The sequence below is a fragment of the Xenorhabdus kozodoii genome, from assembly GCF_002632875.1.
GTDB classification, from domain to species: domain Bacteria; phylum Pseudomonadota; class Gammaproteobacteria; order Enterobacterales; family Enterobacteriaceae; genus Xenorhabdus; species Xenorhabdus kozodoii.
On record NZ_NJCX01000001.1, the window covers coordinates 3,003 to 19,502 of the forward strand.

The following is a 16,500-nucleotide window of genomic DNA, read 5'->3' on the forward strand; positions in this document are numbered from 1 at the left end:
CCGCTGGATTAACTCCTATGGCCCGACGGAAACCACGGTGATTGCCACCACCCTGAAACTGGACAACCAAAACCTTCCGCCTTTCGACGGGGCTATCCCGATCGGTTATCCACTCCCCAATACCCGCATTTATATTCTGGATACCCAAGGACGACCGGCGCCGATTGGCGTCAGGGGTGAAATTCATATTGGTGGCGCAGGCGTCGCACGGGGTTATCTGAATAAACCGGAGATGACTGCCGAGAAATTTATCCCTGATCCCTTCAGCACGCAGCCAAATGCACGCATGTACAAAACCGGTGACTTAGGGCGCTGGTTGCCAAACGGCATGATTGACTATCTGGGACGCAACGATTTTCAGGTCAAAATCCGCGGCTTCCGCATTGAATTGGGGGAGATTGAGGCACAACTGGCCGCCTGTGAAGGCGTCAGGGATGCGGTGGTGATCGCCCGCACAGAAGAAACCGGTGACAAACGACTGGTAGCCTATGTCATACCGCAATCCGGCTTCACGCCAGATGCCAATAGCCTGCGTGAACAACTGAATCGCCGTCTGGCTAGCTATATGGTGCCTGCCGCGTTTGTCATGCTGGCAGCCTTCCCATTAACCGGCAGTGGCAAATTAGATCGTAAGGCTCTGCCCGCGCCCGATCGCAGCGCCATCGCCAGCCGTGACTATGAGGCTCCCCAAGGTGAAATCGAGCAGCAGGTTGCCGCCATCTTGCAGAGTTTATTGGGGTTAGAACAAATCGGCCGCCATGACAGCTTCTTTGATTTAGGTGGGAATTCCTTATCAATCATTCAGTTAATGGCAAGATTACGGGATAAATTCCAGCTTGAAGTGTCCATCCAGGACATATTTACCCATCCAGAACTTTCTGAACTCGCTGAACTTATTGCGTCAAGACAGATTGAAACCTTTTTTGCACCAGAAGATATCGAATCGCTGCAAAAAGAGTTGGAAAACTTGTCCGAAGATGAACTGCGCGCCCTGCTAAATGGAGAGAGTGAATTAAATGAGTAACAAAGAACTAAGCCTGCTTGAGTTAAGACAAGCGGTACTCCAGAAAAAGATGAAAGAACGCATCAAAAATAGTCAGATTGGGGAAACCAGGCCGCTTGATGAAAAAAGGCAAATTTTACCGAGAAAGGCTGATCAGCAAACGCTTCCCCTCTCCTGGGCACAACAGCGTTTGTGGTTTCTGGCACAGTTAGATCCCGCAGCCCAAACGGCATACCACATTCCGGGTGGCCTGCGTCTGCAAGGCTATCTGAATTTAGATGCCCTGCAAGCCGCACTGGACAGAATTGTCGCTCGCCATGAAATTTTACGTACCACGATCAAGATGGTCGAAGGGCAGGCCCTGCAATTCATTGATAAGCCAGAGTGTGGCTTCTGTTTGGCAACAGACGATCTCAGCCATTTGCCGGCAAAAGCGCAACAAACCACCATCGAAGGGATAACCCAACGTGAAACCCATCAGCCATTCAATTTCGCACAAGGCCCCCTTATCCGGGGGCGTCTGCTGCGGCTGGCTGAGAATGAACATATCCTTTTGATAACCCAGCATCATATTATTTCTGATGGCTGGTCCCTCAACATTCTGATGCAGGAGCTGGCCACGCTTTACCCTGCGTTCAGTCAAGGGCGGGATGATCCCTTGCCCGCCCTGACACTCCAGTATGCCGACTATGCCCTTTGGCAAAGGGCGTGGCTACGGGAAGAGGTGCTGGAAAAACAGGTGAATTTCTGGCGCGACGCGTTACAGGGTGCCCCCGCACTGCTGGAACTCCCGACTGACAGGCCACGCCCGGAGAAACAGAGTTATGCCGGAGGATATGTCGAGATCGCCCTGTCACCGGCATTAAGTGCCGGATTGAGAAGCCTTAGCCAGCGCCACGGGACAACATTATTTATGACGCTGATGGCGGGATGGGCCATTTTGCTTTCCCGTCTTAGCGGGCAAAAAGATCTGGTGATTGGCACCCCCATAGCGAATCGGCAACACAGTGAATTGGAGCCACTGATTGGGTTCTTTGTTAACACACTGGCTCTGCGGCTCCAGTTAGATGGCAATCCGACGGTCAGCGCTCTGCTCACACAGGTTAAGACCCATGCACTGGAAGCCTATGCCCATCAGGATCTGCCCTTCGAACAGTTAGTCGAGGCACTGAAACCCCCGCGCAGCCTGAGCCATAGCCCGATTTTTCAGGTGATGATGTCCGTGGATAACACCCCAGGCCAGCAAAATATCACCTTGCCGAATATCACTATCCGTGAAATGAATCTGGCTGAAAACAGCTCGCATTTCGATCTGTCCCTCGCCATCAGTGATACTGAGCAGGGTTTAGTCGGTGGCCTGGAATACGCCAGTGATCTGTTTGACCATGCCAGTGTTGAACGTATCGCCGGTTACCTGCAAACCCTGCTAACTGCCATGGTTGAGGATGATGCGCAACCCGTGGAAAATCTGCCGCTCTTGCAACCCGACCAACGTACCCAGCTTTTAGTCGATTTTAATGCGGTCGATTTTAATGAAGTGGCCTTCCCATCCCCACAGGCGTCATTGATCCATCAACGGCTTGAACAACAAGTCGAACAAACGCCGGATGCCATCGCCTTAGTGTCCGGCGATAGCCAATTGAGTTATGCGGCGCTAAACCGCCATGCCAATCAATTGGCACATCATTTGATCGCTTTTGGGGTTCGTCCTGATGATCGCGTGGCAATTTGTGTCGAGCGCAGTCTGGATATGATCATCGGCATTTACGCCATCCTTAAGGCAGGCGCCGGCTATATCCCGCTCGATCCCGAATACCCTGCCGAACGGCTGGCTTACCAGTTATCGGACAGCCAGCCCGTGTTATTGCTCACCCAGCAGCATTTAGCTACCCGCTTGCCCATACAGGATATTCCGGTCTGGTTACTGGATGACCAGCAGCATCGGGATGACGTGGCAAAACAGCCCACCCATAATCCTGATCCCCGCCAACTGGGGCTTAAGCCGCACCATCTGGCCTATATCATCTATACCTCCGGCTCCACCGGCCAGCCCAAGGGCGTGATGCTGGAGCACCGCAATGTGGTGAATTTTATCCAGGCCCAACATCAGACCAGCGAACCGAAATTAGGCGATCGCATCCTGCAATTCGCCACCATCGCATTTGATACCTCGGTTTCCGATATTTTCCCGACCCTCGCCTCCGGTGCGACACTGGTTCTGCGCCCGCCCCATATCCGCATCCCGGATATGACCTTTGTGAACTACCTACGCGAGCAGAAGATCACCATCATGGATATGCCCACCGCCTTCTGGCATTACTGGGTGCAGGAGATGATGGCGGGGCGCAGTGGTTTTAGCCCGTACCTGCACACGATTATTGTCGGCGGCGAGAAAGCGGAATACCGCCATCTCATGAGCTGGCTGTCCCATCCCGAAACCCAGGGCTGCCGCTGGATCAATTCTTATGGCCCGACCGAAACCACAGTGATTGCCACCACACTAAAACTGGATAACCAAAATCCACCGCATCTTGAAGGGGTTATCCCCATCGGTTATCCACTCCCCAACACCCATATTTATATTTTGGATCCGCATGGACAACCGGTTCCGATTGGCGTCAGTGGTGAGATCCACATTGGGGGCGCGGGCATTGCCCGTGGTTACCTGAACCGACCTGACCTGACCGCAGAGAAATTTGTGGCTGATCCGTTCAGTACACAACCCGATGCCCGGATGTATAAAACCGGTGATCTGGGGCGCTGGTTGCCCGATGGCACGATTGAATATTTGGGGCGTAATGATTTTCAGGTCAAGATCCGCGGTTTCCGTATTGAACTGGGGGAAATTGAGGCGCAACTGGCGGCCTGTGACGGTGTCAGTGATGCCGTGGTGATTGCCCGTGACGAAGGCACCGGTGACAAACGGCTGGTGGCTTATTTCATCCCCCAAACCGGCATCACCCTCAGCCCGGCTGAATTACGTAAGCAACTGAGCACCCGATTGATGGATCATATGCTGCCCAGTGCGTTTGTGATGCTGGATGCCTTTCCGATGTCCGCCAATGGCAAGCTGGATCGCAAAGCGCTGCCGGCGCCGGATGGAAGCGCTATCGTCAGCCGTGACTATGAAGCGCCACACGGGGAAACTGAACAGAAACTGGCGGCAATCTGGCAATCTCTGCTGAATGTGGAGCAGGTTGGGCGCCATGATAACTTCTTTGAACTGGGCGGGCATTCACTGCTGGTGGTCAATCTGATTGAGCAATTACGCGCCCACGATTTGTCGCTGGATGTCAGCGCCGTGTTCTCTGCCCCCACGCTGGCAGCCATGAGCGCCTTAATCCGTCATCATCACGCCCACACCACGACCATACAGGCAGTGCCGCCTAACCGGATTCGGGAAGGGAGTTCTGTCATTACGCCAGATATGCTGCCATTGGTGAAATTAACCCAAGATCAGATAGCGCAGATTGTTTCCCGTGTCACGGGGGGGATCGCCAACGTTCAGGACATCTATCCATTGGGACCCTTGCAGGAAGGTATCCTGTTCCACCATTTGCTGGAAACGGAAGGGGATCTCTATCTGGATAACCACCTGATGACTTTCGACAATCGCACACGATTGGATAATTTCTTGCAGGCACTCCAGCAGGTAATCGACCGACACGATATTCTGCGCAGCGCCGTCCACTGGCAAGCGCTGCTTAAACCCGTACAGGTCGTCCATCGCCATGCACCGTTGCCAATTAGTGAACTCACGTTATCGGCAGAAGAATCCGCAGAAAGCCAGTTACGTCGCCTCACTGCCCGGCTGGACATCACCCAAGCCCCCCTATTGGCGGCTTATATCGCCAAAGATCCCGGTTCCGAACAATGGCGACTTTCCTTGCTGTACCACCATTTAGTCTGTGATCACGTCTCACTGGATATGATATTTGGTGAAATACAAACCCTGCTGTTGGGGGAAAGTGAGAAGTTACCCACGCCACTGCCTTACCGCAATTTTATTGCGCAGGTTTGCAACGTACCGCTGGAAGTTCACCAAACCTATTTCCGCGAATTATTGGCCGATGTGGAAGAGCCGACTTTGCCGTTTGGGTTGCTTGACGTACAAGGGAATAACCAGGATGAGATAGTGGAAAACGTCTTCACACTAGAGGATGAACTGGCACGGCAGATCCGTAATTGCGCCCGTCAATTGGGTATGAGTGCTGCCGTACTGTTCCATGTGGCCTGGGCACAGGTACTGGCGCAATGCAGTGGCCGAAATGATGTCATCTTCGGCACCGTTTTGTTAGGGCGGTTACAGGGTGGGATCGGGGCATCCGAAGTGCTTGGTATGTTTATCAATACCTTACCGATCCGCGTTAAGTTACAGGCACATAGCGTGAAGCAGGCGGTACAAGAAACTTACCAGCAGTTAACCACACTGTTGGAACATGAGCAGGCACCACTGGCCGTTGCCCAGCGTTGCAGTGGCATTCAGGCACCGTTGCCGCTGTTTAACAGCCTGCTCAATTTCCGCCATAGCCCACGTGAAGATGAACAGGTCGCCTCAATCGCCTGGGAAGGTATTCACGAAATAGAAAGTGAAGAACGTAGCAATTACCCACTGTCGCTGGATGTGGACGATTTTGATGACGGGTTTTCGCTGACCGCACAGTGTCATCAGCAAATTAATCCGGCTCGGATTAATGGCTATATGAAGATGGCCTTAGAAGGCATTGTGGCCGCGCTGCAATCTGCGCCGGAGCAGCCGATCCAGTCGGTCGATATCCTGCCATTGGCCGAGCGTCACCAATTATTGGCGGATTTTAACGATACGGTGAGGGACTATCCGCAGGATACCTTGATCCATCAACTGTTCGAACAGCAAGCAGCGCGTACACCGGATGCCACGGCATTAGTCTTTGGCGAAAGCGAACTGAGTTATGCGGCACTGAACCGCCATGCCAACCAACTGGCGCACCAACTGATGGCGTTTGGCGTGCGTCCTGACGATCGCGTGGCAATCTGTGTCGAGCGCAGTCTGGAGATGATCATTGGCTTATACGGCATTCTCAAAGCCGGTGCCGGCTATATTCCGCTCGATCCCGAATACCCTGCCGAACGGCTGGCGTACCAGTTGTCGGATAGCAAGCCGGTACTCTTGTTGACCCAGCGGCACTTGCAGGGGCGGTTACCCACCCCCGATCTCCCGGTCTGGTTGCTGGATGATGAAACCCATCAGGATCAAGTGGCAAAACAGCCCGCCCATAATCCTGATGCCAATCAATTGGACGTTAAGCCGCACCATCTGGCCTATATCATCTATACCTCCGGCTCCACCGGCCAGCCCAAGGGCGTAATGCTGGAGCATCGCAATGTGGTGAACTTTATCCATGCCCAACATCAGACCAGCGAACCGAAAGAGGGGGATCGCATCCTGCAATTTGCGACTATTGCATTTGATACCTCGGTTTCCGATATTTTCCCGACCCTCGCCTCCGGTGCGACACTGGTTCTGCGCCCGCCCCATATCCGCATCCCGGATATGGCCTTTGTGAACTTCTTGCGTGAGCAGAAGATCACCATCATGGATATGCCAACCGCCTTCTGGCACCACTGGGTACAGGAGATGATGGCGGGGCGCAGTGGTTTTAGCCCGGATCTGCACACGATTATTGTCGGCGGCGAGAAAGCGGAGTACCGCCATTTAATGGGCTGGCTCTCCCATCCTGAAACCCAGGCCTGCCGCTGGATCAACTCCTATGGCCCGACCGAAACCACGGTGATTGCCACCACATTAACCATCAATGATAAAGGCCAAGATCCGCTTGAATTGACTGAGGTTATCCCGATTGGTTATCCGCTGCCGAATACCCGCATTTATATTCTGGATAGCCAAGGGCGACCGGCGCCGATTGGCGTCAGGGGTGAAATCCATATTGCCGGCGCGGGCGTTGCCCGTGGTTACCTGAACCGCCCTGATCTGACCGCGGAAAAATTTGTGGCTGATCCGTTCAGTGCACAACCCGATGCCCGGATGTATAAAACCGGTGATCTGGGACGCTGGCTGCCCGATGGCACGATTGAATATTTAGGCCGCAATGATTTTCAGGTCAAGATCCGCGGTTTCCGTGTCGAATTAGGCGAGATTGAGGCGCAACTGGCAGCCTGTGACGGTGTCAGCGATGCTGTGGTGATCGCCCGTGAAGCAGGGGCAGGCGACAAACGGCTGGTCGCTTATCTGATCCCACAAACCGGCATGACACTCAGTCCGGTTGAACTACGTAAGCAACTGGGCACCCGATTGATGGATCATATGCTGCCCAGTGCGTTTGTGATGCTGGATGCCTTCCCGATGTCCGCCAACGGCAAGCTGGATCGCAAAGCGCTGCCGGCGCCGGATCGCAGCGCTATCGTCAACCGTGAGTATGAAGCGCCGCAAGGGGAAACTGAACAAAAACTGGCGGCAATCTGGCAATCCTTGCTGGATGTGGAACAGGTCGGGCGCCATGATAACTTCTTTGAACTGGGCGGGCATTCCCTGCGGGTGGTCAGCCTGATCGAACAGTTGCGCCAACAAGGGCTGTCTCTGGAGGTCAGCGCAGTCTTCTCCTCCCCCACGCTGGCAGCCATGAGTGCCCGCTTAAATCAGGGGGATGATCACGCTACCGATGCGCAGGCTATTCCTCCCAATCTGATCCGCGCAGACAGCCAGCACATTACCCCTGATATGCTGCCATTGGTCACATTAACCCAGGCACAAATTGACCAAATTGTTGCCCGCGTACCGGGTGGCGTCGCTAATATTCAGGATATCTACCCACTGGGGCCATTGCAGGAAGGGATTCTGTTCCACCATTTGCGGGAAGAAACCGGCGATACCTATCTTGAAAATATCCTGATGAACTTTGACAACCGGGCGCGGCTGGAGGGTTTCTTGCAGGCGTTGCAGCGGGTGATTGACCGACACGATATTCAACGCAGTGCCTTCCACTGGCAGGCACTTCCGATGCCGGTGCAAGTGGTTTACCGCCATGCACCACTGCCAATCACTGAACTCTCGTTATCCGCGCAAGAAAGCGCCGAAACCCAATTACGGCGTCTTACCGATCCTGACACTATCCGGTTAGCTATTACTCAAGCCCCTTTATTGGCCGCTTATATCGCCAAAGATCCCGGTTCCGATCGGTGGTGGCTTAGCTTGTTGCATCATCATCTGGTCTGTGACCATCTGTCACTGGAAATCATTTTCAGCGAAGTGCAGGCACTGATCCTGGGCGAAGAAGCGCCCCTGCCAGCGCCCCTGCCTTACCGCAATTTTATTGCCCAGACCCGTCGGGTGCCGATTGAAGTCCATCAGGCCTATTTCCGGCAGTTATTGGGCGATGTAGAAGAGCCAACCTTGCCGTTTGGGTTGCTTGATGTACAGGGAAACAACCACGATCAGATCGTGGAAGATAGTCTTATCTTGGATGATGAATTGGCACAGCAAATCCGTGATAGCGCCCGTCAATTGGGCATCAGTGCTGCCGTGCTGTTCCATGTCGCCTGGGCACAGGTATTGGCACAATGTTGCGGCCGTGAAGATGTGGTGTTCGGCACCGTGTTATTGGGGCGCTTACAGGGAGGCATCGGCGCGTCTCAGGTGCTCGGTATGTTTATCAATACCCTGCCAATCCGTATCCCATTACACACGCGTACCGTTAAGCAGGCGGTACAGGAAACCTACCAGCGCCTGAGCGAACTGCTGGATCATGAACAGACACCACTGGCAATTGCCCAGCGTTGCAGTGGCGTTCAGGCATCGTTGCCACTGTTTAACAGCCTGCTCAATTTCCGCCACAGTCCGCGGGAGGAGGAACAATCCAGCTCACATGCCTGGGATGGTATTCAGGAGTTGGACAGTGAGGAGCGCAGTAACTATCCGTTGTCACTGGATGTGGACGATTTTGATGACGGGTTTTCGCTGACCGCACAATGCAGCCCGCAAATTAATCCGGCTCGGATGAATGGCTATATGGAGATGGCCTTAGGAGGTATTGTGGCCGCGCTGCAATCTGCGCCGGAGCAGCCGATCCAGTCGGTCGATATCCTGCCACTGGCCGAGCGTCATCAAGTATTGGTGGATTTTAACAATACGGTGATGGACTATCCGCAGGATACCTTGATCCATCAACTGTTCGAACAACAGGCAGCGCGTACACCGGATGCCACCGCACTGGTCTTTGGCGAGAACGCACTGAGTTATGCGGCACTGAACCGCCATGCTAACCAACTGGCACACCAACTGGTGGCGTTTGGCGTGCGTCCTGACGATCGCGTAGCCATTTGTGTCGAGCGCAGCCCGGAGATGATCATTGGCTTATACGGCATTCTTAAAGCCGGTGCGGGCTATATTCCGCTCGATCCCGAATACCCGGCCGAGCGACTGGCGTATCAACTGTCGGACAGCAAACCCGCCCTACTGTTGACCCAGCGACACTTGCAGGGGCGGTTACCCACCCCCGATCTCCCGGTCTGGTTGCTGGACGATGAAGCCCATCAGGAGCAGGTGGCAAAACAACCCTCCCATAACCCTGATCCCCGCCAATTGAGGCTTGAGCCGCACCATCTGGCCTATATCATTTATACCTCCGGCTCCACCGGCCAGCCCAAGGGCGTGATGCTGGAGCATCGCAATGTGGTGAACTTTATCCATGCCCAGCATAAGACCAGCGAACCGAAAGGAGGGGATCGCATCCTGCAATTTGCGACTATCGCATTTGATACCTCGGTTTCCGATATTTTCCCGACCCTCGCCGCCGGTGCGACACTGGTTCTGCGTCCTGCCCATATCCGCGTGCCGGATCAGGAATTTGTTAACTTATTAAATGAGCAGCGGATCACTATCCTCGATATGCCAACCGCTTTCTGGCATCAATGGGTACAGGAGATGACGGCGGGACGCAGTGGTTTCAGCCCCTACTTGCACACGATTATTGTCGGCGGCGAGAAAGCGGAATACCGCCATCTCATGAATTGGCTATCCCATCCAGAAACCCAAGCCTGCCGCTGGATCAATTCCTATGGCCCGACCGAAACCACGGTGATTGCGACGACATTAAAGGTTAAGAACCCACAAAACGGGGATGGCACACAATCGACTGAGTTCAGCGATAACATTCCGATTGGCTACCCCCTGCCTAACACCCGCATCTATATTTTGGATGCATTTGGCAGGCCGACCCCGCTGGGTATCAGCGGTGAAATTTATATTGGCGGGGCAGGCGTTGCCCGTGGTTACCTGAACCGTCCTGATCTGACCGCGGAGAAATTTGTGGCTGATCCGTTCAGCCAGCAGCCAAATGCACGCATGTATAAAACCGGCGATTTGGGGCGCTGGTTGCCTCATGGTGTGATTGAATATCTGGGGCGTAATGATTTTCAGGTTAAGATCCGCGGCTTCCGCATTGAACTGGGTGAAGTGGAAGCTCGTCTGGTGCAATGTCAGGGGGTGCAGGAAGCCATTGTCCTGGTGCGGGAAATAGCCCCTGATGATAAACGTCTGGTCGCCTATGTTCAGCCCCAATCCGGAGCCAAACTGCATCCCAATGAACTGCGCCAGCAGCTTGCCCAACATCTTGCCGACTATATGCTACCCAGTGCCTTCGTCACCCTTGACGCGTTCCCGCTCACGGCGAATGGCAAAATTGACCGCCAGGCATTCCCTGCTCCCGATCAATCTGCCATCGTCGCCCGCGAGTATGAAGCTCCCCAGGGTGAGATTGAAATCGTACTGGCTCAAATTTGGCAAGATCTGCTCGGAGTAGCGCGGGTCAGCCGCCATGACCATTTCTTTGAGTTGGGCGGTCATTCGTTGCTGATTTTGAAAGCCTGCTCTTTGGCTGTAGAAAAACTTGGCCTTTCGCAGAATAGGATGGCGAGTTTGATGGCGTTTACGACCATCAAAGACCAAGCCAAAGCCATTGAAGATCGAGAAAATAGCAATGTTGGCTCGATGGTTGGCCTGTCACGGAACACCAACGCCACCCCGCTGTTCTTTGCGCCCGGCACCGGAGGGCATGTGCTCTATTTACGGGAATTAGCGACAGCATTAGAAGGCACTTATTCCGTTTGGGGAATGCGATCCCCAGAGTTAGATGGCCGCAGCGATCCGCCACAAAGCCTTGAGGCCATGGCCAGCGTGATGATCGAGTCGCTTAAGAAAGTTCAACCCAATGGTCCCTATCACTTGGGCGGGCACTCTTTCGGCGGCTGGCTCGCATTCGAAATGGCGCGGCAACTCGTTCAACAAGGGGAAAGTATTGGCTTACTGGCTGTAGTCGATAGCGAATCGCCGCTTGAGAGTTTAAGCGAAAAGATCGAATCAGCATGGTCTGACAGTCACTGGCTGGCCGAGTTTGGGAATGCGCTGGCTGCATCGGCGGGCGCAGAGGAAAACTTTACTGAAGAAGAATTCCAATCCATGACAGAAGCAGAGCAACTTGATCGCTTGCGGCGGCGCCTGATTGCGGAGGAACTCTTACCTCCCCAATTTGAACCTAGGGAAATTGCCACCTATTTAGGCGTCTTCAAGGCTCACTCTTTGGTGACTTATCAGCCACAAGGGCGCTATCCAGGTGCACTCCAACTGTTTCTGGCTGACGATAATCAACCCGATATTTCGACCAAGAGCAGGGTTGATGGATGGCAGGCACTGGTGACCGGAGAAGTTATCCCCACAACGTTAGCGGGTGATCACATCACCCTCATGCGCCCACCTTTTGTGCAGGATTTAGCCGCGGCCATAGCCGGTGTGAATAAATCGGTATAAAGATACTCCCATGCACTTCTGGCAGCCTTAGCCGATAAAAAAACCTCGTTATGTTTAACGAGGTTTTTGTTGGGGCTAAAAGATGCCAACGCTGGGCGCTTAAGCCAGAGCCATCCAAAATTTTTTCAGCCTAAATAAAATCAAAGCACACATTCCAAATTTAAATAACATCATTTATTAACAGAAAAGAATATAAAATCAAATAAATATTTTTTAAAGTTAAGGGTCAATATAAAAGCCACCCATTATCTTGACATATAAATTCAGCCTCTTATCCTAAATGAGTTTCAGAATAGAGACACATTTAAAATATGAGGTTTCCTCACTCTTCGCTACGCAAGGGATAAGGAATTGACCTATGATTTTTTGATCCTTATTTAGATGTTATTTTTATAACCAAGCATAAGGAGAATATTGATTATGTCTAAAGATGAATTAATTAATGGCGTGGTATTTTACACCGGAAAAAATTATACTGGCGCCGCTTATGAATATCCAGAAAATAATACAGCAGTCAATTTAGTTGGTACGCCATTAAATGATCAGTTTCTTTCCGTCAAAATTGGGATAGGCTCTGTCGTGTTCGCCTGGCGACATAGCAGTGACAGTGAAGTTGGGCAAATTTATCGTGAATGGGATACAAACCAGCCAGACATCAGTGATATTAAAGGGTTAACAAAATTTATTGTCTCCCCTTCGAACCGTGATTTACTCGCAGTAAAGTTGATTAACGAATCCGGTGTCGATCAAGTATTCAGGGTTAATATTCAAACCTATACCATCCCCAATCCTGTCGATTGCTATTCAAATGATGACTACAAAGTTGTCGGTTTAGTGCCCAAAGATGGTCAACTCTATGTAACGTCCGTTGTCATCTTTAATCAAAATAATATCCCTGTCACTCAAGGAGCTGTCTATTTTAAACACAATGGTACAGATCTTGATATTGTCACTTATGATACCACTAAACCAGCCCATATGCGGTTTGAAAAAGTAGAGGGGTATCATTTTAAATTCGTTTTGGAAAATATTTCTGACGACCAATAAAATAAAAGTGAAATACTAAATTAACAATAGTCAATCCGTAACAAAATAAGGGGATGTACTGTAAATAGACATCCCCCCTCTTTTAGATTGTTATTTAGTCTCAACGAAAGCTCCTCATCCCCGGAATAAAACCCTCAATGGCAGATAAAACTATTCCACTTGATTATTCCGCGCCAACCATAAGGAGAGCGCCTTTAGTGAATCCTGTGTGAATTCATCACAACGGGCGGTAATTTCTTGCGGTGTTAACCAATAAACGGCGGAGACTTCCTCTTCCTGCAATGCAAATGGCCCGTGACTGACACAACTGTACAGGCCACCCCATATACGACACGCCTCCTCTTCATAATAGAACATGCCATGTTCCGCAAAAGGAACACCGGCAATCCCTAACTCTTCTTCGGCTTCCCGACGGGCAGCATCAAGAAAAGTTTCTCCTGTCATCACAACACCGCCCGCCGTTGCATCCAATTTTCCCGGATAAAAGTCTTTCGTTTCTGTACGATGCTGAACCAGAATTTTGCCCATCCCATCATGCACGACAATATAAGTCGCGCGATGCCTCAGATTTTGCGCTCTCATCTGCCGACGAGTGGATTGCGCAATCACGTCATTATCTTCATTGACAATGTCAATCCATTCAATGCTTGCTGATTTTTCTTGCATCATCCTAAAAACCTTTTATCAACGAGTTGCATATTTTTTTGCAGTCAATTTATCACACTTACAGACAAACGATGGTAAGGTAACGCCGATACATTTTTCATAAAGTTATTATTGCTGGAGGTTATATGATAGATCTATATTATGCCCCAACCCCAAATGGCTACAAGATCACCTTGTTCCTCGAAGAAGTCGGCATGCCTTACACTATCCATCCCATCAATATCAACACCGGCGAACAGTTCAAACCTGAATTTCTTGCCATTTCCCCGAATAACAAAATCCCGGCGATTGTCGATCATCAACCCGCTGATGGCGGAGAGCCTGTCTCTGTCTTCGAATCAGGGGCTATCTTACTTTATCTGGCAAACAAAACCGGCCAGCTATTGAGCAAAAGTTTGCGTGAACGAACCGAACAATTGCAATGGCTGTTTTGGCAAGTTGCTGGCTTTGGCCCTATGCTCGGTCAAAATCACCATTTCAATCGCTACGCCCCAGAAGTTGTACCTTATGCCATTAATCGCTATGTGGAAGAATCAAAACGTTTATACAAGGTGCTAAATACCCAACTGGAAAAAACGGCTTATCTCGGAGGCGATGAGTATAGTATCGCAGATATTGCCACTTATCCGTGGGCGAAATGCTATGAACACCAAAAAATCGATTTACAGGATTACCCAGCGGTTGCCAAATGGCTGGATAAGGTCAGACAACGCCCTGCAACACAAGCAGCCTACAAGGATGCCTGATCCAAATATATGTAATAAATTCAATTAATGACGAAATTATTCACTATAAAATTTGATATTTGTAACATATAGCAACATATTTCTCTGTCACTTAAGCCATCCCTTGTTTATAGTCAATAGATGATTATCCTTTGTTACAGGGGGTGGCTATGCGGATCTTAATGACGGGAGGGACAGGATTGATTGGTCATCGTTTGACCTGCCAACTGCTTTCACTCTCTTACTCCATCACCATTTTGAGTCGTTCACCGCAAAAGGTGTATTCTCTGTTTTCTGATCGCGTTGAATGTTGGACAACCCTCAATGACCAGCCCGATCTTGATGGCTTTGATGCGGTGATCAATCTTGCCGGTGAGCCAATTATCAATAAGCGATGGACACCAAAACAAAAAGAGAAACTTTGCCACAGTCGCTGGCAGCTTACTGAACAACTGAGCAAGCTGATCAAGGCCAGTCAATCTCCGCCATCGGTGTTTATTTCCGGTTCAGCCGTTGGCTATTATGGCGATCAGGGACAATCCGTGGTGACTGAAAATGATCTTCCTCACAATGAATTTGCCCATCGGCTTTGTGAACGTTGGGAACAGCTTGCCCTACAGGCCAAAAGTGACAAAACCCGCGTATGTTTGTTACGTACAGGCATTGTATTGGCTCCTGAAGGGGGAGCACTCCCAAAAATGTTGCCGCTATTTCGGTTAGGTTTAGGGGGTGCAATCGGCAATGGCAAGCAGTATATGCCGTGGATCCATATTGATGACATGGTCAATGGTATCTATTACCTGCTGGTATCATCTGAGTTACAGGGTCCCTTTAATATGACATCCCCTTACCCTGTTAGTAATGAGCTGTTTAGTGCCACACTCGCCAGTGTATTACATCGCCCTGCTTTTATACGCATTCCTGTCTTTGTGTTAAAAGCCATGATGGGAGAAGCCGCAGAGTTAGTTTTAGGTGGGCAACAAGCCCTTCCCAAACGACTGGAAGAAGCCGGATTTGGTTTCCGGTATTTTCAACTGGAGGAAGCGCTACAGGATGTCCTAAAAGCAAAAGATAGCGTTTGATCGTTTAAATCAATGTAAGACAATATGCTGTTGTGATTGATTCACAACAGCATTTCTTGTTTATTATTTTAACTCGAATACTGCTTTTAGTTATTTTCGTTTCATCCGGGCTGGCCAAGGTTATCGATTTTGAAGGCAGTTTGGCAGAAATGCGGGCGGCGGGTTTACACCCGGATTGGTTTTTTAATATCGCCTCGGCGATTGTCTTACTTTTTGGCTCCCTATTGATTTTATTCGATCGCTTTGTCTGGCTTGGTGCCGGTGCACTGGCTACCTTCCTGTTGTTGACGATTTTTATTGTCCATACGTTTTGGCATTTTTCTGGCGAATACGCCAAAGTCTCACTCTATTTTGCGCTCGAACACACCACGGTGATCGGGGGATTGTTGGCAACGGCGATTGCGAGCCATTTAAGAAAAAAACTTAAGGCATAGAAACTTAAGGCATAGCGGGTAGCAGAAATGACTAACCACCCGATAAAAACGCAATTCAACATTAAATATAGAATCGACATCATCCGATTGGATTAACCGGTTTTCTCTCTTGGCTTGATCAAATCAACTTAGCGCCTTGCCAACGGCAAAATAGATCGGCGGGCAAGTCAACCTCAAATTGATCCAGCACACGGTTAACGGTCTGGTCGATAATATCCTGAAGATGTTCAGGACGATGATAAAAGGCGGGAACAGGGGGCATGATGACTGCCCCAATTTCGGCGGCCTGCACCATTAACCGCAAATGCCCCAAGTGCAAGGGGGTTTCCCTCACCCCCAACACTAACTTACGATTCTCTTTCAAAACAACATCGGCGGCACGGGTAATTAAACCATCAGTGTAGCTGTGCACAATACCGGATAGGGTCTTTATGGAACAAGGTAAAATCACCATCCCTAATGTCTTAAACGATCCAGAGGAAATGGAGGCCGCAATATCACGATTGTCATGTACAACATCAGCCAGAGCCTGTACATCTCGCAACGTATAATCCGTCTCCAATGCCAGAGTCTGCCGGGCTGATTGGCTGATCACCAAATGGGTTTCAATGCCTTCGACTGACTGCAAAACTTGCAGTAACCTGACGCCATAAATCGCACCACTTGCTCCGGTCAGCCCGACAATCAATTTTTTCATGTTTTCCTCTGAGATCCTGGCTATACCAGTCGCCTTTCAAGATGA

The 16,500-nt window shown here is 50.8% G+C and carries 8 protein-coding genes; 6 read left to right on the forward strand and 2 right to left on the reverse strand.

Annotated elements, in window-relative coordinates:
* From Xkoz_RS00010 to Xkoz_RS00020, 3 genes are all read left to right on the forward strand, one after another.
* Nucleotides 1-1,024: non-ribosomal peptide synthetase (locus tag Xkoz_RS00010; protein WP_141554389.1), on the forward strand; the 1,024-nt coding region annotated here is incomplete at its 5' end.
* Complete coding sequence (locus Xkoz_RS00015; RefSeq protein ID WP_099140168.1) at nucleotides 1,017-11,804, forward strand: non-ribosomal peptide synthetase; 10,788 nt, start codon at nucleotides 1,017-1,019, stop codon at nucleotides 11,802-11,804. The genes Xkoz_RS00010 and Xkoz_RS00015, both read left to right, overlap by 8 nt.
* Nucleotides 11,805-12,224: 420 nt before the next feature.
* Entirely contained in the window at nucleotides 12,225-12,851 is a 627-nt protein-coding gene (locus tag Xkoz_RS00020; protein ID WP_099140169.1) for a beta/gamma crystallin domain-containing protein, read from the forward strand.
* Between the two features lie 150 nt (nucleotides 12,852-13,001).
* Here Xkoz_RS00020 and yfcD read toward each other — a convergent pair whose 3' ends face one another.
* Nucleotides 13,002-13,520: an NUDIX hydrolase YfcD gene (gene yfcD, locus Xkoz_RS00025; RefSeq protein WP_099140170.1), complete on the reverse strand. Its 519-nt coding sequence runs from the start codon at nucleotides 13,518-13,520 to the stop codon at nucleotides 13,002-13,004.
* Between the two features lie 122 nt (nucleotides 13,521-13,642).
* On the opposite strand from yfcD, the gene Xkoz_RS00030 reads away from it, so the two are divergent.
* From Xkoz_RS00030 to Xkoz_RS00040, 3 genes are all read left to right on the forward strand, one after another.
* Nucleotides 13,643-14,263: a glutathione binding-like protein gene (locus tag Xkoz_RS00030; protein ID WP_099140171.1), complete on the forward strand. Its 621-nt coding sequence runs from the start codon at nucleotides 13,643-13,645 to the stop codon at nucleotides 14,261-14,263.
* Between the two features lie 149 nt (nucleotides 14,264-14,412).
* The gene (locus Xkoz_RS00035; RefSeq protein WP_099140172.1) at nucleotides 14,413-15,324 is read left to right on the forward strand and encodes a TIGR01777 family oxidoreductase; all 912 of its coding nucleotides are present in this window, start codon (nucleotides 14,413-14,415) and stop codon (nucleotides 15,322-15,324) included.
* 32 nt (nucleotides 15,325-15,356) lie between these two features.
* Nucleotides 15,357-15,758, forward strand: a complete 402-nt coding sequence (locus tag Xkoz_RS00040) for a DoxX family protein (protein WP_099140173.1) — start codon at nucleotides 15,357-15,359, stop codon at nucleotides 15,756-15,758.
* 118 nt (nucleotides 15,759-15,876) lie between these two features.
* On the opposite strand, the gene Xkoz_RS00045 is transcribed toward Xkoz_RS00040, so the two are convergent.
* The gene (locus Xkoz_RS00045; protein WP_099140174.1) at nucleotides 15,877-16,455 is read right to left on the reverse strand and encodes a UbiX family flavin prenyltransferase; all 579 of its coding nucleotides are present in this window, start codon (nucleotides 16,453-16,455) and stop codon (nucleotides 15,877-15,879) included.
* Nucleotides 16,456-16,500: the final 45 nt, after the last annotated feature.